Genomic DNA, 23,910 nt, shown 5'->3' with positions numbered 1-23,910 from the left:
GGCGGTGCCGGCGCCTCGGGAGCCGGTACCGTGCCTGCGTGGGAGGCAGACGGGTAGTCACGGCGTGCGGACTGGTGGTAGCCGTCGGGCTGACCGTCGCGCCCGACAGCGTCAAGCGGCCGCCACGTGCGCCGTGGGCGCCGGAGTACGCCACCGTCACGGTGCACGGCCGGGCCGGCTCGTTCGGCGCGATGGCCGGCGAGACGGTCACCCCGTCCGGCCAGGACGTGGCGCGCGTCGAGGTGCCCGGCTGGCGGTTCCCGCCCGGCGTGCAGGCGTATCGCACCGCCCTCGCCGCCGACGGCACGCTGCTGATCGCCGGGTTCAGCCACACCGCCGACCTCAGCACGCCCACGGCCGATCGCACGGTGGTGGGCGCCTACCAGCCGGCGACCGGCGTGTTCCGCACGATCGGCATCGGCCCGGTCGGGCCGGGCGCGCCGTCGGTGACCGGGCTGCTGCCGGTCGAAGGCGGCGTCGCGTTCACCACCCGGAGCGCGGACAGTGCCACGCCCGGTGCGTGGCCGGGATTCGGCGTACTGTCCAAAGTAGCCGGCCGGTGGCGGGTCGCGCCCACGGCCGGCACCGTCGACCATGGAGACCTGTACGACCTGGCGCGCCTGCCGGACTCGGGCGACATCCTGGTGGCCCGCTACGGCCGCGACGGCTCGAACGGCAGCATCCTCGCGCTGGCACTGACCGGGCCAGACCGGCAGGGCCGCTTCACGGTCGCGGTGACGGGGGAGTACCCGTACCCGGCGCTCGACGGCGAGCGGGTCTCGGTGCGCGACATCGAGGGCGACCCGACCAGCCGCGACGGGCGGTTCGCTGTGGGCCTCGATGTCTATCGTGGACAGGGCCAGTTTCCGCACATGGTCGTGCAGGAGTTCAGGTACGAGGCCGGCAGTGGCGCGATCCGCCCGATCTCGGCGCCGATCGTGCCCGGTGACCGCAACCCCGAAGACGACGCCTTCTACGCGTACGGGCCCTTCCTCTACGACCACCTCGGCAACCTGTGGGCCTCCAGGATGGACGGCTTCCAGGGCGGGAGCCTCGCCGTGTACTCCGCCCGCGGCGGTCGCGGCCGGCTGGAGCGCGGGGAGTGCCGGCACCGGCCCGGGTGGGCGCCGGACCGGTACCGCACCTCCGCCAACGGCAAGAGCGTGTGGGGCCTGACCTGCCGGCCCGACTACGACATCGTGCAGGCCGACGACGTGCTCACGATCGAAGACCTGGCTCAGGACCCGCGTACCAAGGCCGTGCTCGCGCTGTCGTTCGGCGGCACCGTGCTGCCCATCCGCGTCGACCGAGTTGGCGCTGATCGGGCCGGCGCTGATCTGGTCTTCCGCACAGGCACCGCGGTCGACCTCGGCCGCAAGCTGCTGCCCACGGTCGTGGGCAACGTCGACGACCACCGCCTCGGGCCGGTCGACGCCGAGGGCCGGATGTGGATGGCCGCCATGCACGCCCGCCCCGGCCAGCCCGGCGTGCTCCTCGACCAGTGGCTGTACTCGGTCGACGTCGCCGACCTGCTCGCACCGGCGCCCGTACGCCTGCCCGACACGCCCGGCCGATCGGTCACCGTCCAGGCCGAACGCACCCGCACCGCGGGCACCCGCATCCGGCCCGGCCGATGGGCCGCGCAGGAGGTCGACGCGCAGGCGTACGTGCACACCTGCCTCGACTGGCCCAGCGCCACGACCTGCGGATACGACGGGGTGGCCGGCAACGGCTTCGTGCTCGGCGACGACTCGGGGTTCGGCGTGCTCGGCGGCTCGGTCGAGTACACGGTCGACGTGCCGGTGGCCGGCCAGTACCAGGTCAGCTACCGGGTCGCGACGTTCGCGGTCACGAAGGGCGCGCGCATCGAGCTCACGGCCGGCGGCAGCCGTTACGTCGACCCGGTGAGCACCGGCGGCACGTGGCGTACTGTCCGCACAGCCGATCCGGTGACCCTCCCGGCCGGCCGCCAGACCATCCGCCTGTCCGTACCGGAGGGCGGCGGTGGCTGGTACCTGAACTGGCTCACCTTCCAACGCATCTGACCGTGGGTCAGGCGAAGGTCTTGTGGGTGCGGTAGTAGCGCGAGGCGGCCGGGTGCAACGGGACGGGGAAGGTCGCGAGGGCTTGGCGGGGGTCGAGGCGGCGGGCCTCGGCGTGGGCACGCACGAGATCGGGCTTCGCGTCGAACAGGAGCTTGGTGAGCTGGTACGCCTTGTCGTCGGGTAGGTCGGGGCGCACGACGAGCACGTTGGCCACGCCCAGGGTCTCCACCTCCGTCCGCACGCCGTACGTGCGGGCGGGGATCGTGCGGGCCTGGTACTGCTCGCCGTACTGGGACTGGATGTCGGCGATCTCGGCGCGCAGGCTGAGCAGGCGGATCGGGCGCCGCTCCGAGAGTCGCTGGACCGCTGGCACGGGCAGCCCGCCGGTCACCACGAACGCGTCGATCCGGCCGGCGTGCAGGGCTTCGGCGGAGTCGGCGGGGGAGAGGTGGACGGTCGTCATCTCGGTTCCCAGCACGCGGGCCGCGACGACCGCGTTGCCGGAGCCGGCCGGGCCGGTCGACACCGTACGCCCAGCCAGGTCGGTGACCCGGTCGATGTCGCTGCCGGCGGGTACGACGACCTGAAGGTAGTCGTCGTAGAGGCGGGCCAGTGCCACCAGGGGGCGGGCGGCGCGGAATGGCTGGTCGCCGTGGGTGGCCATCGTGACGGTGTCCACTGTGGCGAAGCCGGCGTCGGCGCCGCCCTCGGCTACCAGGCGCAGGTTGTCGAGCGAGCCGCCGCTTTCCAGTACCTGCACGCCGGGGGCGGCACCCGCGAGTGCTTGCCCGAGCGCGTGGTAGACGTCGCCCGGGCTGCCGGCCGCGATTTTCAGCCCATCCAGAGCGGCGTCCGGTGCCGCGTCACAGGCGCTGGGCGTACCAAGGAATAGCAGGACCGCGACGGCGGCCCGGGCCGCTCTCATGAGGCCGCCTTCAGGCGGACGCGGGCGTGTAGGCCGTGTGGTTCGGCTGGCAGGAGGTCGAGCCTGCCGCCGGAGGCGGCGATGAGCGCGTCGGCGACGGTGACTCCCAGGCCGGAGCCTTCGATGTTCTGGTGTGTGGAGCGGCGCCAGAACGGTTGCGCGGCCTTGGCGAGGTCGTCGGCGGGCATGCCGGGCCCGGAGTCGACGACGTGGATGTCTACATCGGACCCTGATGGTTCGACGGTTACGGTGACCGTGGCGCCGTGGCCGGCGAACTTGACGGCATTGCTGAGCAGCGCGTCGAGCGCCTGGTCGAGGGCTTCCGGCGCGGCGCGGGCGGGTGCCCGGTGGGCGCCGGCGCGCGACAGCGCGACGCCGGCCAGGCCGGCGGCCTGCCGCCAGACCGCGACCCGTTCGTCGGCGACCGCGGCGGCGTCGACCTCGACCACCTCGTCGGCGGTGGCCTCGGCCCGGGCGTAGGTGAGCAGCGCGTCGCACATCCGTCCCATGTGGACGACCTCCTCGGCGACCATCCGGTAGTCGTCGGCGCCCTCGCCGCGCACCGAAGGGCCAAGGTTGTCCAGTGACAGCCGCATGGTGGCCAGCGGGGTGCGCAGCTGGTGGCTGGCGTACGAGACGAAGCTGCGCTGGCGCTCGACGAGCGTGGCGATGCGCTCGGCCATGGTGTTGAAGGAGGCGGTGAGCTGGCGCAGTTCGGGCGGTCCGGAGCCGGCGGGCACGCGGTCGCCGAAGCGGCCCTCGGTCCAGGCGAGGGCGGCGTCGTCGAGGTCGCGCACGGGCCGCAGCATCCACCGGGTCAGCGGCACGGCCGCGACCGCGCCGACCAGCAGCACGAGCAGGCTGAGGCCGAGCAGCAGTGCCCAGTTGCGCAGGGTGAGGGAGTGCAGGGTGTCCGAAGGGGACAGTGTGACCGCGACGCCGATGACGTCCCCGCCGCGGCCGACCGGCTCGGCGACGACGAGCGGTTCGTCGTGCCACGGCCACAGCCCGCCGCCGAAACCCGCGCGCTCGCCCGACAGCGCGGCCTCGACGCGAGCCCGCACCGGCTCGGCGGCCAGGTCGAGGTCGTCGCGCGAGGTGAGGACGAGCCGGCCGTCGCGCCCGGTGACGGCCGCGGCGATGCCGAACATCTCGTCGTATTGGCGCAGTTCGGCCTCGAGGGTCTGGATGTAGCCGGTGCGCAGGGCGGGTTCGGCGAGGGAGGCGAACCGCGCGGTGTCGTTGAGCCGGTCGATGAACATCTCCTGCGCGTTGCGGGACCCGACCGCGACACCGAGCGGCACGCTGAGGCCGGCGAGCACCGCCGCGAGCAGGGTCAGGTACGTGATGAGGAGTCGGCGCTGCACGGCGGTTCTCCCGGCTGCTACGGGCGGGTCGGGCCGGGCACGATCCGGTAGCCGACACCGCGGATCGTCTCGATCTGCGCGCTCTCACCGATCTTTCCGCGCAGCGTCGCCATGTGCACGTCCAATGTGCGCGACGTGCCGCGCCACGAGGTGTGCCACACCTCGGTGAGCAGGCGCTCGCGGCGCACCGCCGCGCCGGGCTCGGTCACCAGCAGCGTCAGCACGTGGAACTCCTTGCGGGTCAGCGTCAGCGGCGCGCCGCCCACGCGTGCCTCGTGCCGGTCGAGGTCGACGCTCAGGTCGCCGACCTCGCGGAGGCCGGCCGGGCGCGGGCGGGCACGGCGCAGCACGGCCTCGATGCGCGCCTGCAACTCGGCGAATCCGAACGGCTTGACCACGTAGTCGTCGGCGCCGCCGCGCAGCCCGGCCACCCGGTCGCGCTCCTCGCCGCGCGCGGTCAGCATGATGATCGCCACCTCGCCCTGAGCGCGCAGCCGCCGGCACACGTCCATACCGTCGCCGTCGGGCAGGCCGACGTCGAGCAGCACGAGGTCGCCCGGCGGCGCCGCGAGCGCGGCGGCCGCGGTGGGGGCATGGTCGACCTCGTACCCGCTGCGGCGCAGCGCGGCCGTCAGCGCACGCGCGAACCGGGCGTCGTCTTCGACGAGCAGCACCCGCATGCTCGCCATCGTCGTACAGGTGGGCGGGCCGGCGCGAGGGTGCGGAAGCCTAAGTGTTGGTCAAATTCTTGCGCATCTGCTGGGTCACCAGGTCGTAGCCGGCGGTCTCGTACAGCCGGATCGCGGGCGCGTTGCCGCCGAACACGTTCAGTTCCAGGGCCTTGCTGCCGTGCGCGCGTGCCGCTTCCTCGGCCGCCGCGAGCAGCGCCCGCCCGTACCCGGAGCCGCGGTGCGCCTCGTCGACCTCGATGTCGTACAGGAAGGCGCAGCCGGGATTGCCGCGCGGATGGGTGAGGCCGATCCAGGCGACGCCGACCGCGGTGCCGTCCGGCAGCACCCCTTTGAGCAGCAGCATGCCCTCGGTGGCCGGGCCGTCGGGCAGCAGTGCGGCGTTGCCCTGCCGGGCCAGCGTGATCGCGTCATCCGCGGCCCAGTTGCCGGCGGCGACCTGCGACCGCGCGAACGACCGTGCGAGCCCCTCGATCCACTCGTCGTACTCGGCCTGCGTCATCGGGCGTACCGACAGCTCCACCATGGCACGATCGTGACACATCGCCGCCCGTGGTGATCAGGGCTCGTTCACCCGGCGGGGTAGGCGCGGGTCTCGGTCGCCTTGACGGCCGCCCACACCGTCTGGCCTGGGGCGAGGTGCAGGTGGGCGGCGGCGGCCGGGGTGATGTCGGCCGCGACGACGATCGGGCCGTCGAGCTGCACACGCAGGTTGTCGCCGTGGCGCTGGATGCCGGCGATGGTGGCGGGCCAGGTGTTGCGGGGGCTGCCGTCGGGTTGGTGGGGGTGCAGCGCGACGGCCGAGGGCGGAAACGCGACGAACGCGTCGCCGTCGAGGCGGTCGGTGGCCGTGAGGGTGAACCCGTCGCGGAGCGTGACGGTGTGGCCGGTGGCGTGGCCGCGGTAGAGGTTGAGGCCGACGAGGCGGGCGACGTAGTCGGTGCGGGGCTGGGCGGTGATGGTGGCCGCGTCGCCTTCCTGGACCACGCGGCCGTCTTCGACGATGACCAGGCGGTCGGCGAGCACGAGCGCGTCGAGCGGGTCGTGGGTGACCAGCAGGGTGGCGCCGGGGTGCTCGGCGAGGTGGCGGTGCAGCTCGGTGCGGGTGTCGAGGCGGGTGCGGGCGTCGAGGGCGGCGAGGGGCTCGTCGAGCAGCAGCAGGGCGGGCTCGACGGCGAGGGCGCGGGCCAGCGCGACGCGCTGGGCCTGGCCGCCGGACAGCTGCCGTGGCTTGCGATTCGTGTACCCGGAGAGCCCGACCCGGTCGAGCCACCCGGCGGCCCGCTCGCGGGCGGCATGGCGGCCGACGCCGTGGCGCCGGGGCCCGAACGCGACGTTGTCCAATGCGGACAGGTGCGGGAACAGCAGGTAGTCCTGGAAGACGACGCCGATCGGGCGCCGCTCGGGTGGCGTCTGATGCAGGGCCTCACCACCGAGGGTGATGTGGCCCGCGGAGAGCTCCTGCAGGCCGGCGAGGGCGCGCAGCGCGGTGGTCTTGCCGGCGCCGTTGGGCCCGAGCAGCGCGACGACCTCGCCATTGTCGATGGCCAGGCGCACGTCGAGGCGGAACCCGCCACGGTCGACGACGAGGTGGGCGTCGAGGCTCATGGGCTGGTGATCCATTTGTCGCGCAGGGCGGCCAGGATGGTGACGGAGACCGCGAGCAGGATGAGGCTGAGCACGATGGCGGCCTGCAGGTCGGTTTCGAGGGCCAGGTAAACGGCCAGGGGCATGGTCTGAGTGCGGCCGGGGAAGTTGCCGGCGAAGGTGATGGTGGCGCCGAACTCGCCGAGCGCCCGCGCCCAGCACAGCACCGCGCCGGCGGCGACGCCGGGCGCGACGAGGGGCAGCGTGACGTGGGTGAACGTCGTCCAGCGGCCGGCGCCCAGGGTGGCGGCGGCCTCCTCGTAGCGGGTGTCGGCACCGCGCAGCGCGCCCTCGACCGCGATGACCAGGAACGGCATGGCCACGAACGCCTCGGCGAGCACCACGCCGGCGGTCGTGAACGGCAGCGTGACGCCGAAGGCCGAGTCGAGCCACTCACCGACCAGGCCGCGGCGCCCGAAGACCAGCAGCAGGGCCACGCCGCCGACGACAGGTGGCAGCACGAGCGGCACGGTGACGAGGGCGCGGACCAGCCGCCGGCCGCGGAACTCCACGCGGGCCAGCAGCCATGCCAGGGGTACGCCGAGCACCAGGCACAGTGCGGTGGCGAGCGTGGCGGTCACCAGCGACAGCCGCAACGCGGTGAGCACACCCGGCTCGGCCAGCCGCTGCGGCAGCGTGGTCCACGGCGCCCGGATCAGCAGCCCGGCCAGGGGCAGTACGAGGAACAGCAGCCCCAGGCCGGCGGGGATGAGCAGCGCTGCCGGCACGCGGCGCCCGGCACGGGCCGCCACTACGGCTCCTGGAACCCGGCCGCTGTGAGCACCGCCATGCCCTTGTCCGACTGGACGTACGCGACGAAGGCCCGCGCGGTGGTCTTGTTGGGAGCGTCCTTCAACACCGCGATCGGATAGTCGTTGATGGCGCCGGCGGACTCGGGGAACTCGACGCCGTCCACATCGGACGCGGCGGCCTTGGCGTCGGTGCGGTACACGAGCGCGGCGTCGACCTCGCCGAGCTTCACTTTGGACAGTGCCTGCTTCACGTCCTGCTCCAGGGTCACCGGGGTCACCTTGACACCGGCGGCGTCGAGCGCCTTCTTGGCGGCGGCGCCGCACGGCACCTGCTCCGCGCACAGCGCCACCTTGACACCCGGCTTGGTGAGGTCGGCGAGGCCGGTCACGCCCTTGGGGTTTCCCTTGGGCACGGCGATGACGAGCTGGTTTTTCACGAAGGTCGCGGGGGTGCCGTCGGTGCCGACCGACTTCATGTTGGCCGGGGAGGCCGAAGCGAACACGTCTGCCGGGGCGCCCTGGCTGATCTGCGTGGCGAGAGCGGAACTGCCGGCGAAGTTGAGCGTCACCTTCACGCCCGGGTTGGCCGCCTCGAAGTCCTTGCCGATCGTGGTGAACGACTCGGTCAGCGACGCGGCCGCGAACACCGTCACCGTGCCCCTGCCGGTGGCGCCCGCGTCGTCGCCGCCGCAGCCGGACAGCCCCAGCGCCGCCACCGCGAACAGTGCCGCGATCGCTCTCGCCTTCACGAAGCGCCCCTCCCTCGGTGGGCGGCCGTCGACCGCTCCACCACCACCGTCGTCGACTTGATCACCGCTACGGCCACCGACCCGACCTGGAGGTCGAGCTCGTCGACCGCCTCGCGGCTCATGAGCGACACCAGCCGGAACGGGCCGGCCTGGATGTCGACCTGCGCCATCACCGTGTCCTTCACGACCGCGGTGACGATGCCCCGCAGCCGGTTACGGGCCGACGACGCGTCTGACCGGTCTTCCGGCTCGGCGGCCTGCGACCGGACGAACGCGGCCAGGTCGACACCGTCGATCACCCGGTGACCGTGCTCGTCGCGCCCCGCGGTGAGCCGGCCGGCGTCGACCCAGCGGCGCACGGTGTCGGCGCTGACCCCGAGCAGCTCGGCGGCCTCCCCGATCCGAAACAGCGTCACAGCTCCGAGGGTAGCGTCTCGCATCCGCGATGTGAACTCGGGTATCCGACTCGCAGTTGCCAGCTTTCTGGGACTGCCGGGCCGCATGTGCCTGGCTGTTATGGCACAGTGGGCGGGTGCTGATTTACAAGATTCTGCTGCCGCCCGAGTGGGCGGTGCTCGACTCCACGGGCCGGTTCGACGGCACCCCGTTCGACAAGGAGAGCGGCTTCATCCACTGCTCGTCCCGCGCCCAGGTGGCGGGCGTCGCCAAGCGGGTGTTCGCCGGCGAGCCGGCGCTCGTCGTGGCGGCCGCCGACGCCGGCGCGCTCGGCGACACGGTTCGCTGGGAGGAGGCGTCGGACGGCGGGCTCTACCCGCACATCTACGGCACGCTCCCGCGCGACGCCGTGGTCGCCGTGTATCCGGTGCCCGGCGCCGACGCCGTCGACGCGGCGCTACCGCCCGAGTAGCGCACGCAGGGCCTTCACCACCTCGCCGGGTGCCTCCTCGGCCATGAAGTGCCCGGCCGACGTGATGATGTGGTCGAGGTCGGGTGCCCAGGCCCGCCACACGGCGGCCGCGTCGTATCCGAGCGCCGCACCCCAGTCCTGCTGCATCACGGTCACCGGCATCGCCAGCGTGCGGCCAGCCTCGCGGTCCGCGCGGTCGTGCTCGGCGTCGATGCCGGCCGACGCGCGGTAATCGGCCACAATGGACGGTACCGCTTCGCGGGACGCCCGCAGGTATTCGGCCCGTACGTCCGCGGGGATCGCGGCGGGGTCGCGGGTCCAGGCGTCCAGGAAGTACCCGAAGAAGTCGTCCGCGCTCGCGGCGATCATCCGCTCGGGCAGGCCGGGCGGCTGGGCCATCAGGTACAGGTGGAAGGCCACCGCCGCGCTCGCGCCCCGCAGCACGCCCCACATGTCCAGGGTCGGCAGCACGTCCAGCGCGGCCAGGTGCGTGATGGCGTCCGGATGGTCGAGGCCGGCCCGGATCGCGACCAGCGCGCCCCGGTCGTGGCCCGCGAGGGCGAACCGCTCGTGGCCGAGCGCCCGGGCCAGGCCGACGATGTCGGCGGCCATCGTCCGCTTGTCGTACGGGCCATCGGCCGGCTTGTCGCTGGCGCCGTAGCCGCGCAGGTCGGGGCAGATGACGGTGTGATCGGCGGCGAGGTCGGCGGCGACGTGCCGCCACATGAGGTGCGTCTGCGGGAAGCCGTGCAGCAGCACGACCGGGCGGCCCGTGCCGCCGACCGCGACATTCAGCGTCATGCCCGTGTCGACGGTCACGCGCTTGTACTCGAATCCAGAAATCTTCACGCGAAGAAGCCTGCCGCCGGCGAATGAGCAACCAATGAGCGCCGTCCCGTGATCAGGGCGTCCCTCAAGTCGTTAGGGGTACTTGAGGGACGCCCTGATCACGTTAGGTTGGAGCGGTGTTCGGGGTGTTGGGACCGGTGGTGGCCTGGGACGGGAGCGGGGCGGCGGTCGATCTCAAGGGGCCGCGGCACCGGGCCGTGCTGGCGCGGCTGCTCGTCGCGCGCGGCCGGGTCGTGCCGGTCGGCCGCCTCGTCGACGACCTGTGGGACGAGCCGCCGCCGGGCGCCGTGAGCGCGCTGCGCACGTTCGTGGCGGCACTGCGGCGGGCGCTGGAGCCCAACCGGCCGCCCCGGACGCCCGCCACGGTGCTGGTGACCGAGGGACCCGGGTACGCGGTCAGGGCGCCCACCGACGCGGACCGGTTCGAACAGGCGATCGCTACCGGCGACCTGGACCGGCTCGACGAGGCGTTGAGCTGGTGGCGCGGGCCTGCGTACGCCGACGTCGCCGAGGAGCCCTGGGCACAGGCGGAACGGGCCCGCCTCGAAGAGTTGCGGCTGGGCGCGGTCGAGCGGCGCGCCGATGTGCTGCTGTCGCTCGGGCGCGCGGCGGACGCGGTACCCGATCTGGATGCGCACGCGACCGAGCATCCGTGGCGCGAGGAGGCCTGGCGGCTGCTGGCCCTGGCCCTGTACCTGACCGACCGCCAGGGCGACGCCCTGGCGGTCCTGCGCCGCGCGCGCGGGCTGCTCCGCGACCACCTGGGCGTCGATCCGGGCCCGGGGCTGCGGCGGCTGGAGACCGACATCCTGCGCCAGGCCGACGCCGGCGCCGCCGACCGGGTGTGGGTGGAGGCCGCGGCGGCGTACGAGCGGGCGGTGGCGCCCGCCGCCCGGCTGGAGACGAGCGTCGACCTGCTGCGCGGCCTCGCGCTGACCGGTGGGGGAGGGCTGGCGGCGGCGCGCGAGCAGCGTTACGCGGCCATCGCGGCGGCCGAGCGCGCGGGCGACCCGGAGCTGACCGCGCGGGTCATCGGCGGGTACGACGTGCCGGCGATCTGGACGCGCGCCGACGACCCCGAGCAGGCGGCGCGGGTCGTGGCCGCCGCCGAACGGGCCCTGGCCGCGGGCGTCCACGACGCGGCCCGCGCCCGGTTGCTCGCCACGATCGCGCTGGAGTCGCGGGGCACCCGTGCGCCGCGCGGTCCCGAGGCCGCCCGCGAAGCCGAACGGATCGCCCGCCGGCTCGGCGACCCGGCACTGCTCGCGTTCGCGCTCAACGGGGTCTTCATGCAGTCATGCCACCGGGCCGGCCTGGCGTCCACACGCGACTCCATCGGCACCGAACTCATCGGACTGTCCACTTCGCACGGACTGCACGCGTACAAGATCCTCGGCCATCTGGTGCGCCTCCAGGCGCGTAGCGCGCTCGGCGACTTCGCCGGCGCCGACACGCACGCGGCCGCCGTCGACCGGCTCGCCGCGCGCCACGAACGACCGCTGGCCGTCGTGTTCACCACCTGGTACCGGGCGCTGCGGCTTGCCGCGACCGGCGCACCGCTGTTGGCCGCCGAGGCGGCCTACCGCGACGCGGCGTCCACACTGGACGGCGCCGGCATGCCGGGTGTCGAACGTGGACTGCTGCCGCTCGCGCTGCTGTGCCTGCGCGTGGGGCGGGAAGAGCCGGCCGCCGCCGATCCGGACGCCGAGTGGGGCCCTTACGCGCCGTGGGCTCTTCCCTGGGTACTGCTGGCGCGCGACCGCCCGGCGGAGGCCGCCGCCGCCCTGCGCCGCGTCCCCGAACCGCCGCACGACCTGCTCTTCGAGGCCCTGTGGTGCCTGACTGGGCGGGCCGCCATCGCGCTCGGCGACCGCCCGCTGGCGGCCCGTGCCCGGGCCGCACTGGCACCCGCCGAGGGCGAGCTGGCGGGTGCGGGCAGTGGCATGCTCACCCTCGGCCCGGTCACCCACCACCTCACCGCCCTGGCGGCTTGCTAACCAATCGCGGAGAGGTCGAGCACGTTGTACACGTCGCCGTCCCGCCAGGTGTAGAGCGGCCGTTCCGCGGTGCCGACCACCGCGGACCCGTCGAAGCCGATGGGGCGCGACGCGGCCTTGTCGGTGGACCGGTCCCAGAGCACCTGCGTGATCGTCGTGTCACGTCTGGCCCCGTCGCGGAGCTCGGGTGAGATTATGCCGATGGCGAACCTGCCGTCGAACGCCGCGCCACTCAGCGTCCGGAACGTCGCGCCCAAGCGCGTCACGCCGCTCCCGTCGAGCCCGTGGGTCACCCACCCGCCCTTCGCGGGGCCGTAGCAGGCGGTCGGGTCGCAGATGTGGGACTCCGACGCCCCGCTCACCCGCCAGCTCACGCGCTTGTCGGTCACCATGTTCCACAACTCGCCGGCGATCGGCTGTTCGTGCTGAGCTTCCGTATGCGCGGTGCTCACCCACCCGTCGATCCCGGTCAGGTCGTACCCGGGAACGTACCGGGGGGCGCCACCTGACAGCGGCTGGATACGGATGCCCGCGGGCTTCCCGTCAGCGCTCGGAATGCTCCAGTACACGGCGTCGCCGGTCGTGTCGAACGCCGTCATCACCATCCCACCGCCGGTCTCCTCGGTCAGGCTGGCCAGGCGCCGGGCCGGTGCGCCCCCGTCGAGCGGCGCGGCCCAGAGCTCCCACACCGGCTTGCCGGCACGTACCCCGCTGAGCAGCCACACAGCCTCGCCGCCCACCCTCTTGACGGGCAATCCCGTCGAGATCCCCGCGGTCATGCCGTTGAGCAGCGCCGGGTCGAACAGATGCCGGGTCGTGGCGCGGACCGGGTCGTACACCATCGGTCCCTCGAAGTCCGTGGTCTCCTTCGCAGGGTCCGGCTCCGCGCGTACGAGGTACGTGCCGTCGTCCAGGGCGGCGGCGACCTGGTAGGCGCGGCCGTCGGGCAGCGTGCCGGGAAGGCTACGGATCGCGTTTGGCCACACCCGCTCCGGCGGATTGAGGTGGGCGAAGTCCGGGACCTGGGTCGTCACCGGGGCGTTGCCGAGGTCGGGCGGCGAGGCCAGCCGCACCACGCCCACACTGGCGGCGACCGTGAACACGGCCGCGCACGCGACCACCCAGCGGCGGCGTGCCATGTTGCGCCGCTCGGCCGACATCAGTCCGTCGAGATCGATGCGGGTCGGCGGTGGGTCGGCGCTGGCCGCACGCAATTCGTCGATGAGGTTCATCTGTCCTGCCCTCCCACGCTCACATCCTGTGCCAGGCGCACCCGCAACGCCTCCAACGCGCGGGCCGTCTGGCTCTTGACCGTGCCCGTGCTGCAGCCCAAGATCTCGGCGGTCTGCTCCACGGACAGGTCGGAGAAGTAACGGAGAACGATCACCGCCCGGCGCTTCGGCGACAGCTCCGCGAGCGCCGCGACCACCGTCAGGCGGTCGGTGACACCACGCTCGTGGCCGCCATGCGCCGCGTCAGGCAGCTCCGCACCGGCCGGCACCTCCCGCCGCCAGCCACGACGCCGCTCATTCAGCCACGTGCGCAGCAACGTCCGCCGGGCGTACGCGTCAATATTGTCCATCATGGACACGCGACGCCAGTGGCGGTACATCTTCATGAGTGCGGTCGAGACGAGGTCGTCGGCCCGATGCCAGTCACCACACAGCAGGTACGCCGTGCGGCGCAGGCCGTCGAGCCGGCTGGCCACATACGCGCGGAAATCCTCCACGCCTCCTAAACACCACGCCCCCACCGCCGGGTTGCCGCCCCGCTCTGACAAATCCGCATCCCGCGGTCAGCGTCCGGCTCCCACGCCCGGCGCAGCCCACGCCCGGTCGTCCCGCCGCGGTCCGCCCGGTCCTCCCGCCACGCCCCGCGCGGTCGTCCTGCCGCGGTCCACGCGATCGTCCCGCCGATCAAGGGCGTATGCACGTGGTTGGATCTCTTTTCCGCGTGCGTCCGCCTCCAGGTCGGCCCGGCACGGCGTGTCGCCACGCCCTGCCCGCCGATCAAGGGCGTATGCACGTGGTTGGATCTTTTTCCGCGTGTATTCGCCCTTGGTCGATGCGAATGGCCTTGATCGACGCGCAGGGCGCGGCGCGGACCGCGCAGGGGCGCGGCGACAGGCCGCCGCCAACCCCTCAAACCCGGCGGCCGGCCCTGGCCGCGACGGCGCGCTCGCCACCAGCGGATGTCGCCGGCAGTCGCGGGCGATCGCGTGGCTACAGCGTCCGGCGCGCCAGAGTCCTACTGCTGCATGATCCAGATCGGGAGAGGGGACTCGGCGGTGCCGATGACCTGCCAGCCGGCGCGCCGGTACAGTTCGACGTTGCCCGGATTGCTGGTCTCCAGGATCGCGGGCAGGCCGTCGGCGGCGGCGCGGCGCAGACCCTCCGCCATGACCAAGCGGCCCCAGCCCTGGCCGGCGTGGTCAGGGTGTGTCCCGAGCACACCGAGGTACCAGAATGGGGTGGTGGGCAGCGCGCTGTGCAGAGCGTCGTTGTAAGCGTCGATGCGCGCCTGCTCGCCCTCGGGGAATCGCGGACTCTCGCCCCCCGATGCGCCGGGCGGCTCCCAGATCGCCACCGAAGCGCCGCCCGCGATCGTCCAGATGCTCTGCTTGTGCACCCGCTTGTCGAAAAGGCCCCCGAAGAACGCCGCCGCGTATCGCGGGTAGGTGTCCGCGTCCGGGAAGAGGTACCGCAGGACCGGGTCCTTGACGAACGCGGCGACCAGGGAGTCGACGACGCTGTCACGGTGCGCGACGGTAGCGATGGTGATCTCGGGCGCTGTCACGTCCCCGACGCTAGCCGGTGGCCCCAGCCCTTGGGTATCGGTGTGATCGACACCTCGACCCGGTCGCGGAGCTCGGTGGGGACCACATTCCACGCTGCCCAGCTGACCGCCGGCGCACAGCCCGCCGCCAGCCACGAGCCCGGCGCCGCCGGCGGACGCCAGGCCGCGGGGAGCGCCGGGCCGGGGGAGCGCGGGGCCGCCGGGGTAGCGCCGAGTCGGGGGAGCGCCACGCCGTCGGCGGACGGCGGGCCGTCGACTGATGCTGGACCGCCGACGAGCGCCGAGCCCGCCGACGATGGCGGCGCGCCGGTGAGCGCTGGGTTGTTGATCGGCGCGGGTTCGCCGATCAAGGTGGTTTGCATCGATCAAGGGCGAATACACGCGGAATTGAGATCGAACCGCGTGCTTTTGCCCTTGATCGGCGGGGCAAGGCCCCGCGAGCGGCGTGGGAAGGCCTCGCGAGCGGCGTGGGAAGGCCTCGCGAGCGGCGTGGGAAGGCCCCGCGAGCGGCGCGGAAGGCCCCGCGAGCGGCGCGGGAAGGCCTCGCGAGCGGCGCGGGAAGGCCTCGCGAGCGGCGTGGGAAGGCGGCGCGGGTGCGGGGGAGGCGGGGGTTAGTCGGATAGGCAGAGGGTGCGGAGGGTTACGGTTTTGCCGTTGGTGGACCATTTGGTGCCGTCGCCGTCGGTGACCGTCACACTGAACTCGCCTTGGGCGTGGTAGCTGGCCGCCTGGCCGCGCTTGATGCCGCCGCCGGTGATGTCGCCGTCGTCGTACGCCACGGTGCCGCTCCCGGAGCGGTGGCCGAGGTTCTCGAGAAGTTCGGCGTCACACTTGTACATGCCCACGGGGTAGAACGTGTATGCCGTCTTCCGGGCCGTGTCCATGCGGTAGTCGTGGGCGAAGGATACCTGCGAGTTGTTCTTCCAGATGCATCCGCGGATCTCGAACGTCGGTGTCCTGGTGCCCGATCCCTCGACCCGGGTGAGGGTGATTTTCTGGTACGACGTGCACTTGATGGTCGACTCCTTGGTGTCGTCTCCGCTGGGCGGTGCGGAGGTCTCTGTCGTCGAGCCGCCGCCGGTGGAGCCGCCGCCCGTTGAACCGCCGCCGGTGGAGCCGCCTCCGGAGGAGGGCGCGGTGACGGTGGTGCTGGGCTTCGGGGTGCCGCTCGCCGCGGTCGACGGGGTGGCGGTGCCGCTCGTGCCCGGTACCGGCGAGCCGGACACCACGTCGCCGACACCGGCCCACTCGCCGCCGCCCGGTCCGCTTCCGATGCGGGAGCCCTTGCCGTCCTCGCCGTCGCCGATGCCGATGACCTTGGCGGCTACGGCGCCGAGTGCGAGTACCAGCACGACGGCCGCCGCGATCAGGATCGGCGCGCTGGTCACCAGGCGTCGACGGGCACCCGCGGACGCCGTCTCAGAGCCGGCGCTCCCGTTCGGGGGCGCGGTCGTGTACGCGGCGGCCGCGCCCTGTACAGCCTGCGGATCTGGCGGCGTCGCACCGGCAGGCGTAGCGGCGGCCGGCCCCCAGCCGGCGTCTGGCGGCGGTGCGGCCGCCAGCGGTCCGGTCGGGCGTGAATTCGGCGGCGCGACAGTGGCGGCGCGCGGCGCCGCCGGCCCAGCGTGGAGGTTCGGTTGTGGCTGCGGCCCCGGGGGCGGCGCGGCGAGTACCGCGTCGGCGGCGGCCAGGGCGCCTTCGGCCACCACGAGTTCGGGCTGCTCGAACACCGTTGGCGGGACGCCGAACGTCCGGTGCAGCAGCGTCGCCACCAGCGGTATCCGGCTCGATCCGCCGACCAGGAGCACGCCGCCGAGCTGCCCCGCTGTCAGGCCGGCGTCGAGCATGGTGGCGCGCGCCGACGTTATCGTGCGTTCGAGTACCGGCATCGCGAGGCGGTCCAGTTGCTCGCGCCCGATCGGCGCGTCGACCTCGATGCCCGGTACGTGCACGACCGCCGAGCTGGCGCGCGACAGCGTCTCCTTCGCGAGGCGTACGTCGTCCCACAGCTGGCGCCGGGCGCGCTGGTCGGCGGCGTCGCTGGGTGCCGCGAGGCGCTGCCACAGCCCCGGGTCGCGATTGGCGTAGGTGGCGCCGAGGTTGGCGACGACCGCCGCGTCGACGTCGAGCCCGCCCGCGTCTGGCAGGCCCGCCGAGCCGAGCACGTCGAACCCGTTGGCCGTACGGCGTACCACGGACACGTCGAACGTTCCGGCGCCGAAGTCGTACACCAGAAGGCAGGCGCCGACCGGCAAATGGCCCGATCCAGAGTGGACCGAGGAGTGGACGAAGCGCGCGGCGGCGGCGAGCGGTTCCGGTACGAGAACGGGGGCGGGCAGGCCGGCTCGGGCCGCGGCGGCGGCCAGTACCGCCTTGCGGCGCGGGCCCCACGCGGCCGGGTACGTCAGCACCGCGCGCGACGGTTCGCCGGTGCGCCGAGCCTCTTCGACGACGTGACTCAGGACCGCCGCGATGGCGGCGTCGACGGGCACGCTGTGGCCGCCGAGCAGGATCACGCCGTCGTCGACGCAGCGCTTGGGGTGTGGTTCGGCCGCACCCGGGTACATCCGGGCGGCGGCGAGCGCGTCCTTGCCCACCAGCAGCCGGCCCGACGGCTCGAGGCAGACCGCGGACGGCAGTACCGGTGACCCGTCGTGCAGCACGGACCTGATGCGGCCGTCCGGGCCCCGCAGGACCGCGGCCGTGTTCGACGTGCCGAAGTCCACCGCGAGCTCGAAGCCTGACGACATTCGGGGGAGTTTAGCGATGTTGATCCGTGGTGGGTGACCCGCCCGGATGCCGTGCGCGGCAAGGGAAAGCGCTGCGCAGTCGCGTCATTCCGGGTTGTAGTCGGCGATCGCGGCCTCCCAGGTGTCCATCGCGCGCTCCACGCGCCAGCGCGGCCCTGACGGCAGCCACTGCGAGACCCGCCTGACGCCCGCCGCACGCAGGCGTTCGAACACCTTCGGGTCCGCGGGCACGCTCATCACCTGTACCTCGATGTGCCGATCCGCGCGGGCCCGCAGCTCCGCGACGCGGTCGTAGATCTCGGGGTGGTAGTTGGGGAACCACGCGTCGCCGAAGGCGAGCACGCGGTCGAGCACCGTGGGCCCGGCGCCGCCGACGAGCACCGGCGGGTGCGGGCGCTGCGCGGGCTTGGGCCACGACCAGATCCGCTCGAAGGAGACGTACTTTCCCGAGTAGCTGGCCTCGTCGTGGGTCCAGATCTCCTTCATCGCCTCGACCCGCTCGCGCAGCACGGCCATGCGCACCCGAGGGTCGGTGCCGTGGTTGCGCATCTCGGTGCGGTTCCAGCCGGCGCCCACGCCGAACTCCAGCCGCCCGCCGGACAGGTGGTCGACGCTGGCGACCTCCTTCGCGGTGATGATGGGATCACGCTCGATGACGAGGCAGATGCCGCTGGCCACGCGCAGGTGGTTGGTCGCGGCGGCGGCCGCGGTGAGGGCGACGAAGAGGTCGTAGGTGCGCCAGTACTTGGCCGGCAGCGGCTTGCCGGGGGCCCGGTCCGTCTCCGTGGCCGGGATGTGGGTGTGCTCGGCGAAGTAGATGGCGCTGTGGCCGCGCTCCTCGGCCAGCTTGGCGACCTCGCCGGGTCGCATGCCGTCATAGGTGGGGAAGTAACCGACTCCGAACTCCATGTACCAAGGTTTACCTCAGGCGTCCGCCTCGGCGGCCGGCACGTCCGGATACAGGTGGAAGAGCCGGTCCAGGTTGGTGGCCTCCAGTACGCGGCGCACCAGCGGGTCGGGACGGGCGATGTGCAGCCAACCGCCGCCGGCCTCGGCCCGCCGGTGCACCGATACCAGCAGGCCCAAGCCGGTCGAGTCGACGAACGTGACCTCCTGCAGGTCGAAGACCAGGTGCGGCCGGCGATCCTGTAGCGCCCAGTTGACCTGCTCCTGGAGCGGGCCGGCGCTCCAGAAGTCGATGACGCCGCGGACCTTGACCAGCACGTGGCCTTCGCGCTCGTCGATGTCGACGGCGAGACCCAGCTCGCCGTGCGGGCCGGCGGCGGGTTCGCGACGCCGGCCGGGGACCGGTATGTACTCGTTCATAACTGCGTCCGTTCAGCGGCTTGCGGTGACCATTCCAGGAGCAGCAGCGTCGCGTCGTCGGTCGGCGGGCCGTCCTGGTGGGCCAGCACGGAGTGTGCCAGCCGGCGCAGCGTCTCGGGGCCGGGCATCCCGGCGGCGGCGCACCGCTCGGCCAGGTCGACGAGGCGCTCCACGCCGAACCGGTCACCGCCCTGGTCGTACGCCTCGACGACGCCGTCGGTGTAGAGCAGCAGGCGGTCACCGGGTTCGAGGATCTCCTCGCCTACCACGATCCTGCTGTCCTCGATGCCCAGGGGCAGCCGGCGCCCACCGGGCAGTTCGCGGACCGCTTTCGCGCCCCGCATCAGCAGCGGCGGCGGGTGCCCGGCGTTGATGTACCGCAGCAGCCCGCTGTCCATGTTGAGCTCGGTCAGTACGCCGGTGACGAACCGCAGGTCGGGAAACTGCTCGGTCAGGGCGGCGTCCGCGGCGCGTGCCATGGCGTACAGGCCGTGGTCGTCACGCCGCGCGGCGCGCAGCGCGCCCAGCGCCGTCGCACCGGTGAGGCCGGCCCGCAGGCCGCGCCCCATCGCGTCGAGCACCATCGTCCGGGCGATCGGGCCGTCGACGGCGTAGTCGAACGCGTCGCCGCCGACGTCGTAGCAGGGTTCGAGCACCGCGCTGATTGACAGCCGGTGCGCGCTGAACGTCAGCGGCGGCAGCAGTTGCGTGAGCAGCTCGCCGGCGGCCGACATCGCGCGGGTGCGCCGGGCCCGGTGCAGGCTGTCGCCGTACGGCATCTTCACCGCCACCAGGTGCCCCAGCAGCCCCACCAGCGACTCGCACCACCGCTGGAACCGGGTGCGATCCGCCGGCGGCGGATCGACGAGCACCTCGGCCACGCCGAGCCGTTCGGCGCCGTCGATCAGGGGCACCCACATCCGGTACGGGGCGGTGTCCGGGTCTGGCACCTGGGTGCGCACCGAGGTGAACGCCCGACCGGCCAGCGAGCCGTCGACGGACATCGGTGGCGGGGGCGGCTTGCCCTGACGGGGTAGCGGCCACAACCGCTGCTGTTCGTGGTCGACCAGGTAGATCGTGACATCGAGGCCGATCGGCGCGGTGGCCTTGTTGATCTCGTCGGGGAGTTCGTCGCCGAGCGCGAAGTTCACGCGGGCCAGCAGGTCCACGATCACCGCGTGCCAGGTGGCGCCGGCTTCCACGTCCCAGCTCATGACATCGGCCAGCTCATGACATCGGCCACCTCCATCGCCAGGACCGAAATGCCCGACCCGGCGACCGTCGAAACGCGACCGGCGCGGGGGTTTGAGGGAACACGTCTGGGTACCCCGGGATTGGGCAGCCTCACGGGAGGAGACGCGCGGTGACGAGGACGGTCTCGGACCTGGTGGTCGAGCGGCTGGCGGCATGGGGTGTCGAGCGGGTGTTCGGGTACTCCGGCGACGGCATCGACGGCGTGATGGGCGCGCTGCGGCGGGCCGGTGAGCCGCGGTTCGTGCAGGCGCGGCACGAGGAGATGGCCGCGTTCATGGCGGTCGGGCATGCCAAGTACACCGGTGGTGTCGGTGTGTGCCTGTCGACACAGGGGCCGGGCGCGACCCACCTGCTCACCGGGTTGTACGACGCGAAGCTCGACAGCAAGCCGGTGGTGGCCATCGTGGGGCAGCAGGTGTCCACAGTGCTCGGTAGCGCGTACCAGCAGGAGATCGACCTGGTGCGGCTGTTCGGCGACGTGTGCGCGCAGTTCACGCAGACCGCGTACACGGCGGAGCAGGTGCCGATGCTGCTGGACAAGGCGTTCCGCGTCGCGCTCGCGACGCGGAGCCCGACGTGCGTGGTGCTGCCGCACGACGTGCAGACGGCGCCGGCGCCCGACCCGCGGGCCCACGGCCACGGGGTGATGGTGACCAGTCCCGGCCTGCGACCGGCGCGGCTGGTGCCCTACGAGGAGGACATTCTCACGGCCGCCGAGGTGCTGACCACTGGGGAGCGGGTCGCGATCCTGGTCGGGCAGGGAGCGTACGGCGCCGCCGAGGAGATCGTCGAGCTCGCCGGCCGGCTCGGGGCCGGTGTGGCGGCCTCACTGCTGGGCAAGCCGGTGCTGCACGAGCGCCTGCCGTTCCACACGGGGGTCATGGGGCACCTGGGCACGACGGCGAGCGCGGAGCTGATGCGCGGCTGCGACACGCTGCTCATCGTCGGCAGCAACGACCCGTGGACGGAGTTCTACCCGGCGCCGGGGCAGGCGCGGGCGGTGCAGATCGACATCGACGGGCGGCGGCTCGGCGCGCGGTATCCCGTCGAGGCGATGCTGCTCGGCGACGCCCGCGAGACGCTGCGGGCGCTGCTCGCCGTGGTCAAGCACCGCGACAACCACGCCTGGCGGGAGCGGGTGGAGTCCTGGGTACGCCGATGGCACGAGATCGCCGAGGAGCGCGCCGCCCGCCCGGCCGACCCGGTCAATCCACAGTGGATGATCCGGTCCCTGTCGGAGCGCATGCCGGCCGACGCGCAGGTGTCCGTCGACGTCGGTTCGGTCACGTACTGGTACGCCCGGCATCTGCGGCTGCCGCGCGGGGTGCCCGCCCACCTGTCCAGCACGCTCGCCTCGATGGGATCGGCGCTGCCGTACGGGCTGGCCGCCAAGCTGGCCGCACCGGACCGGCCGCTGATCGCGCTCGCGGGCGACGGTGCCATGCAGATGAGCGGCCTCGCCGAGCTGATCACCGTGGCGGCGCGGTGGCGGGACTGGGCCGACCCGCGGTTCGTGGTGTGCGTGCTCGACAACGGCGACCTGGCCGAGGTGAGCTGGGAGCAGCGCGAGACCGAGGGCGAGCCGCGCTTCGACACGTCGCAGCGGCTGCCGCGGGTGCCGTACGTGGACTGGGCTGAATCGCTTGGCCTGCGCGGCATCCGGGTCACCTCGCCCGACGAGGTGGAGCGGGCGTGGGACACCGCGCTGGCCGCCGACCGCCCGGTACTGATCGACGCGGTCGTCGATCCGGCCGTACCGTTGCTGCCGCCGCTGCAGGAGTACGAGAAGATCAAGCCCATGTACGCGGGCCTGGCGGCCGAGGACGGCACGCTCGCCCGGCGCGCCGAGGAGCACCTGCGAAGCGAACGCGCCGACGAAGGCTACGACGACCCTGGTTCTTAGGCGCGCGTGAACAGGAGCGCGGGTTGGCCGTCCAAAGTGGTCTCTCCCACGACGGTGAAGCCGTTGCGCAGCAGGACGGCACGCGAGCCGTGGTTGTCCACTGTGGTAGCCGCGCGGAGCCGCTTCAGGCCATACTCGGCGAAGGCCAGTTCACAGACCTGGCGCACGGCGTCCGTCGCGAGGCCACGGCCCGCGAAGTCGCGGCCGATGCGGTACCCGAGTTCGGCCTCGCCGCCTTCGACGCAGACCAGGTTGACCCGGCCGGCGATCGTGCCGTCCTCGGTGACGAGAACGTGGAAGTGGTCGGTGCCGGCGGCCTGCATCGCCAGCAGGGCGGCATGGCGCGCGGGGTAGTCGGCGAAGAAGTCGTCGCCGCGGTCGGGCACGGAGGCCGCGAAGTAGTCGCGGTTGAGCGTCTCGAACGCCAGGATCGCGTCCCGGTGCTCGGCGGTGAGCTGCTGTAGTCGCACCCCACGACGGTACTAGGACCTTGACAAGCGAACGATGAACGTCGACACTTCGACAATCTCCAAACGCCACTACGGGGACGTAATAGCGGTCTTGTGAACGCTAACATCGGAGGGTTGCGATGCGTTTCCGGGCGGGATTGGTGCTGTCCGCGTTGGCGGCCGGCTTCGTGGTGATCGTGACAGGTGCGCCGGCGCACGCGGCGACGCTGCCGGCCGGCGCGGCGTCGCTGGAGTCGGTGAACTATCCGGGCCGGTACGCGCGGCATCTCAATTCGCTCGGCCAGCTGGAGGCGGTCGCCGCCGCCAGCGCCGCACAGGTCAAGCTGGATGCGACCTTCACCGTCGTGAACGGGCTGGCGTCGCCGTCCTGCTACTCGTTCCAGACCAAGGGCGGGCTGTTCCTGCGGCACCGCGACTACCGCCTGCGGGTCGACGCCAACACCGGTGACGCGACGTTCCGCGGCGACGCCACGTTCTGCGCGGTGGATGGCTCGGTCGCCGGATCGGTCTCGCTGGTGTCGCACAACTACCCGGCCCGCCGGATCCGGCACCGCGACTTCGCGCTGTGGCTGGACGCGTACCAGGACACCGCCACCTTCCGCGCGGACAGCTCGTTCCGGCTCACCGCCCCGTGGGCGCCCAAGACCGCCGCGAACCCGGTGATCCCGGGCCTGTTCGCCGACCCGCACATCGCGAACTTCGGCGGGCGCTACTACCTGTATCCGACGACCGACGGGTACGCGAGCTGGAGCGGGACGTACTACAAGGCGTTCTCCTCCACCGACCTCGTCAACTGGACCGACCACGGTGTCATTCTCGACCACGGGCCCGACGTGTCCTGGGCGGACAACTCCGCGTGGGCGCCGGCCGTCGCCGCGAAGAACGGCCAGTACTACCTGTACTTCAGCGGTGGCCTCGCGAGCGGCAATACGGCCAAGCAACTGGGTGTCGCGGTGTCGAGCTCACCGACCGGGCCGTTCCGCGACGCGCTCGGCCGCCCGCTGGTGACAAGTGGACAGTTCTCCGGCGGCCAGGCCATCGACCCGATGGTGTTCACCGACGACAACGGACAGTCCTATCTGTACTGGGGGCAGGGTGTCGCGCGCGTGGTGCCGCTGAACGCCGACATGGTCTCGTTCGACCCGGCCCAGGTGCGCACCATCACGCCGTCCGGCTACAACGAGGCGTCGTTCGTCTTCAAACGCAACGGCACCTACTACTTCATGTGGTCGGAGAACGACACCCGCAGCGAGGACTACCGGGTCGCGTACGCCACCGGGACCTCGCCGCTCGGGCCGTGGACCAAGCGCGGCATCGTGCTCCAGAAGCGCCTGGACGCGGGCATCCGCGGGCCGGGCCACCACTCCGTCGTCCGCGCGACTGGAGTCGACACCTGGTATGTGGCGTACCACCGGTTCGCCGTGCCGGCCGGCAACGGCACCAACCGGGAGACCGCCATCGACCGGATGCAGTTCAACGCCGACGGCACCATCCAGCCGATCGTGCCCACGCTCTAACCGTCC

23 protein-coding genes are annotated in these 23,910 nt (G+C 72.7%); 5 read left to right on the top strand and 18 right to left on the bottom strand.

Going from position 1 to position 23,910, the window contains the following annotated elements; translation table 11 throughout:
• Window positions 1-38: 38 nt before the first annotated feature.
• A complete protein-coding gene (locus tag QMG73_RS09775; protein WP_281893892.1) occupies window positions 39-2,045 on the top strand; it encodes a carbohydrate-binding protein in 2,007 nt (668 codons plus the stop codon).
• 7 nt (window positions 2,046-2,052) lie between these two features.
• Here the strand turns inward: QMG73_RS09775 and QMG73_RS09770 are convergent, their stop codons facing one another.
• Genes QMG73_RS09770 through QMG73_RS09735 form a run of 8 tightly spaced genes read right to left on the bottom strand, consistent with a single transcriptional unit; the run spans window position 2,053 to window position 8,590 of the window.
• On the bottom strand, window positions 2,053-2,970 hold the full coding sequence (locus QMG73_RS09770; protein ID WP_281893891.1) for a TAXI family TRAP transporter solute-binding subunit: 918 nt from the start codon (window positions 2,968-2,970) through the stop codon (window positions 2,053-2,055).
• The gene (locus QMG73_RS09765) at window positions 2,967-4,337 is read right to left on the bottom strand and encodes a sensor histidine kinase (RefSeq protein WP_281893890.1); all 1,371 of its coding nucleotides are present in this window, start codon (window positions 4,335-4,337) and stop codon (window positions 2,967-2,969) included. Before QMG73_RS09765 ends, QMG73_RS09770 begins: the two co-directional genes overlap by 4 nt.
• Window positions 4,338-4,354: 17 nt before the next feature.
• Window positions 4,355-5,017, bottom strand: coding sequence for a response regulator transcription factor (locus QMG73_RS09760; RefSeq protein ID WP_281893889.1), 663 nt, complete (start codon window positions 5,015-5,017; stop codon window positions 4,355-4,357).
• 49 nt (window positions 5,018-5,066) lie between these two features.
• Complete coding sequence (locus tag QMG73_RS09755; RefSeq protein WP_281893888.1) at window positions 5,067-5,552, bottom strand: GNAT family N-acetyltransferase; 486 nt, start codon at window positions 5,550-5,552, stop codon at window positions 5,067-5,069.
• Between the two features lie 44 nt (window positions 5,553-5,596).
• Entirely contained in the window at window positions 5,597-6,634 is a 1,038-nt protein-coding gene (locus QMG73_RS09750) for an ABC transporter ATP-binding protein (RefSeq protein ID WP_281893887.1), read from the bottom strand.
• Window positions 6,631-7,425, bottom strand: a complete 795-nt coding sequence (locus QMG73_RS09745) for an ABC transporter permease (protein WP_281893886.1) — start codon at window positions 7,423-7,425, stop codon at window positions 6,631-6,633. Before QMG73_RS09745 ends, QMG73_RS09750 begins: the two co-directional genes overlap by 4 nt.
• Entirely contained in the window at window positions 7,425-8,174 is a 750-nt protein-coding gene (modA, locus tag QMG73_RS09740) for a molybdate ABC transporter substrate-binding protein (RefSeq protein ID WP_281893885.1), read from the bottom strand. The genes QMG73_RS09745 and modA overlap by 1 nt, the downstream gene beginning before the upstream one ends.
• Window positions 8,171-8,590 carry a TOBE domain-containing protein gene (locus QMG73_RS09735; RefSeq protein WP_265250247.1) on the bottom strand — a complete coding sequence of 140 codons (420 nt, stop codon included), beginning with the start codon at window positions 8,588-8,590 and terminating at the stop codon, window positions 8,171-8,173. The genes modA and QMG73_RS09735 overlap by 4 nt, the downstream gene beginning before the upstream one ends.
• Window positions 8,591-8,706: 116 nt before the next feature.
• On the opposite strand from QMG73_RS09735, the gene QMG73_RS09730 reads away from it, so the two are divergent.
• Entirely contained in the window at window positions 8,707-9,042 is a 336-nt protein-coding gene (locus tag QMG73_RS09730) for a DUF952 domain-containing protein (protein WP_281893883.1), read from the top strand.
• Here QMG73_RS09730 and QMG73_RS09725 read toward each other — a convergent pair.
• Window positions 9,028-9,891, bottom strand: coding sequence for an alpha/beta fold hydrolase (locus QMG73_RS09725; RefSeq protein WP_281893882.1), 864 nt, complete (start codon window positions 9,889-9,891; stop codon window positions 9,028-9,030). The two genes, QMG73_RS09730 and QMG73_RS09725, sit on opposite strands and share 15 nt — an antisense overlap.
• A 116-nt stretch (window positions 9,892-10,007) precedes the next feature.
• Between QMG73_RS09725 and QMG73_RS09720 the strand changes: the two genes are divergently transcribed.
• Complete coding sequence (locus tag QMG73_RS09720; protein WP_281893881.1) at window positions 10,008-11,888, top strand: BTAD domain-containing putative transcriptional regulator; 1,881 nt, start codon at window positions 10,008-10,010, stop codon at window positions 11,886-11,888.
• On the opposite strand, the gene QMG73_RS09715 is transcribed toward QMG73_RS09720, so the two are convergent.
• The 8 genes from QMG73_RS09715 to QMG73_RS09680 all read right to left on the bottom strand — a co-directional run bounded on the left by QMG73_RS09715 (window position 11,885) and on the right by QMG73_RS09680 (window position 19,974).
• Complete coding sequence (locus tag QMG73_RS09715; RefSeq protein WP_281893880.1) at window positions 11,885-13,120, bottom strand: hypothetical protein; 1,236 nt, start codon at window positions 13,118-13,120, stop codon at window positions 11,885-11,887. The two genes, QMG73_RS09720 and QMG73_RS09715, sit on opposite strands and share 4 nt — an antisense overlap.
• Window positions 13,117-13,617 (bottom strand): SigE family RNA polymerase sigma factor, encoded by a 501-nt coding sequence (locus QMG73_RS09710; protein ID WP_281893879.1) that lies wholly within the window; start codon window positions 13,615-13,617, stop codon window positions 13,117-13,119. The genes QMG73_RS09715 and QMG73_RS09710 overlap by 4 nt, the downstream gene beginning before the upstream one ends.
• A 518-nt stretch (window positions 13,618-14,135) precedes the next feature.
• Window positions 14,136-14,684: a GNAT family N-acetyltransferase gene (locus tag QMG73_RS09705; protein WP_281893878.1), complete on the bottom strand. Its 549-nt coding sequence runs from the start codon at window positions 14,682-14,684 to the stop codon at window positions 14,136-14,138.
• Window positions 14,681-15,046, bottom strand: coding sequence for a hypothetical protein (locus tag QMG73_RS09700; RefSeq protein WP_281893877.1), 366 nt, complete (start codon window positions 15,044-15,046; stop codon window positions 14,681-14,683). The genes QMG73_RS09705 and QMG73_RS09700 overlap by 4 nt, the downstream gene beginning before the upstream one ends.
• A gap of 249 nt (window positions 15,047-15,295) precedes the next feature.
• Window positions 15,296-17,434 carry an Hsp70 family protein gene (locus QMG73_RS09695; RefSeq protein ID WP_281893876.1) on the bottom strand — a complete coding sequence of 713 codons (2,139 nt, stop codon included), beginning with the start codon at window positions 17,432-17,434 and terminating at the stop codon, window positions 15,296-15,298.
• Between the two features lie 84 nt (window positions 17,435-17,518).
• Entirely contained in the window at window positions 17,519-18,343 is an 825-nt protein-coding gene (locus tag QMG73_RS09690) for a TIGR03619 family F420-dependent LLM class oxidoreductase (protein WP_281893875.1), read from the bottom strand.
• Between the two features lie 15 nt (window positions 18,344-18,358).
• Entirely contained in the window at window positions 18,359-18,760 is a 402-nt protein-coding gene (locus QMG73_RS09685) for an STAS domain-containing protein (protein ID WP_281893873.1), read from the bottom strand.
• A complete protein-coding gene (locus QMG73_RS09680) occupies window positions 18,757-19,974 on the bottom strand; it encodes a PP2C family protein-serine/threonine phosphatase (protein WP_281893872.1) in 1,218 nt (405 codons plus the stop codon). Before QMG73_RS09680 ends, QMG73_RS09685 begins: the two co-directional genes overlap by 4 nt.
• Window positions 19,975-20,123: 149 nt before the next feature.
• On the opposite strand from QMG73_RS09680, the gene QMG73_RS09675 reads away from it, so the two are divergent.
• Window positions 20,124-21,917, top strand: a complete 1,794-nt coding sequence (locus QMG73_RS09675) for a thiamine pyrophosphate-requiring protein (protein ID WP_281893870.1) — start codon at window positions 20,124-20,126, stop codon at window positions 21,915-21,917.
• Here QMG73_RS09675 and QMG73_RS09670 read toward each other — a convergent pair.
• A complete protein-coding gene (locus tag QMG73_RS09670) occupies window positions 21,914-22,387 on the bottom strand; it encodes a GNAT family N-acetyltransferase (RefSeq protein WP_281893869.1) in 474 nt (157 codons plus the stop codon). The two genes, QMG73_RS09675 and QMG73_RS09670, sit on opposite strands and share 4 nt — an antisense overlap.
• A gap of 119 nt (window positions 22,388-22,506) precedes the next feature.
• On the opposite strand from QMG73_RS09670, the gene QMG73_RS09665 reads away from it, so the two are divergent.
• Window positions 22,507-23,904, top strand: coding sequence for a family 43 glycosylhydrolase (locus QMG73_RS09665; protein WP_281893868.1), 1,398 nt, complete (start codon window positions 22,507-22,509; stop codon window positions 23,902-23,904).
• The last annotated feature ends 6 nt before the right edge of the window (window positions 23,905-23,910 follow it).

The sequence above is a fragment of the Phytohabitans aurantiacus genome (assembly GCF_027923225.1).
Taxonomy (GTDB): Bacteria; Actinomycetota; Actinomycetes; order Mycobacteriales; family Micromonosporaceae; genus Phytohabitans; species Phytohabitans aurantiacus.
This window is presented reverse-complemented; position numbering and strand designations above follow the sequence as displayed.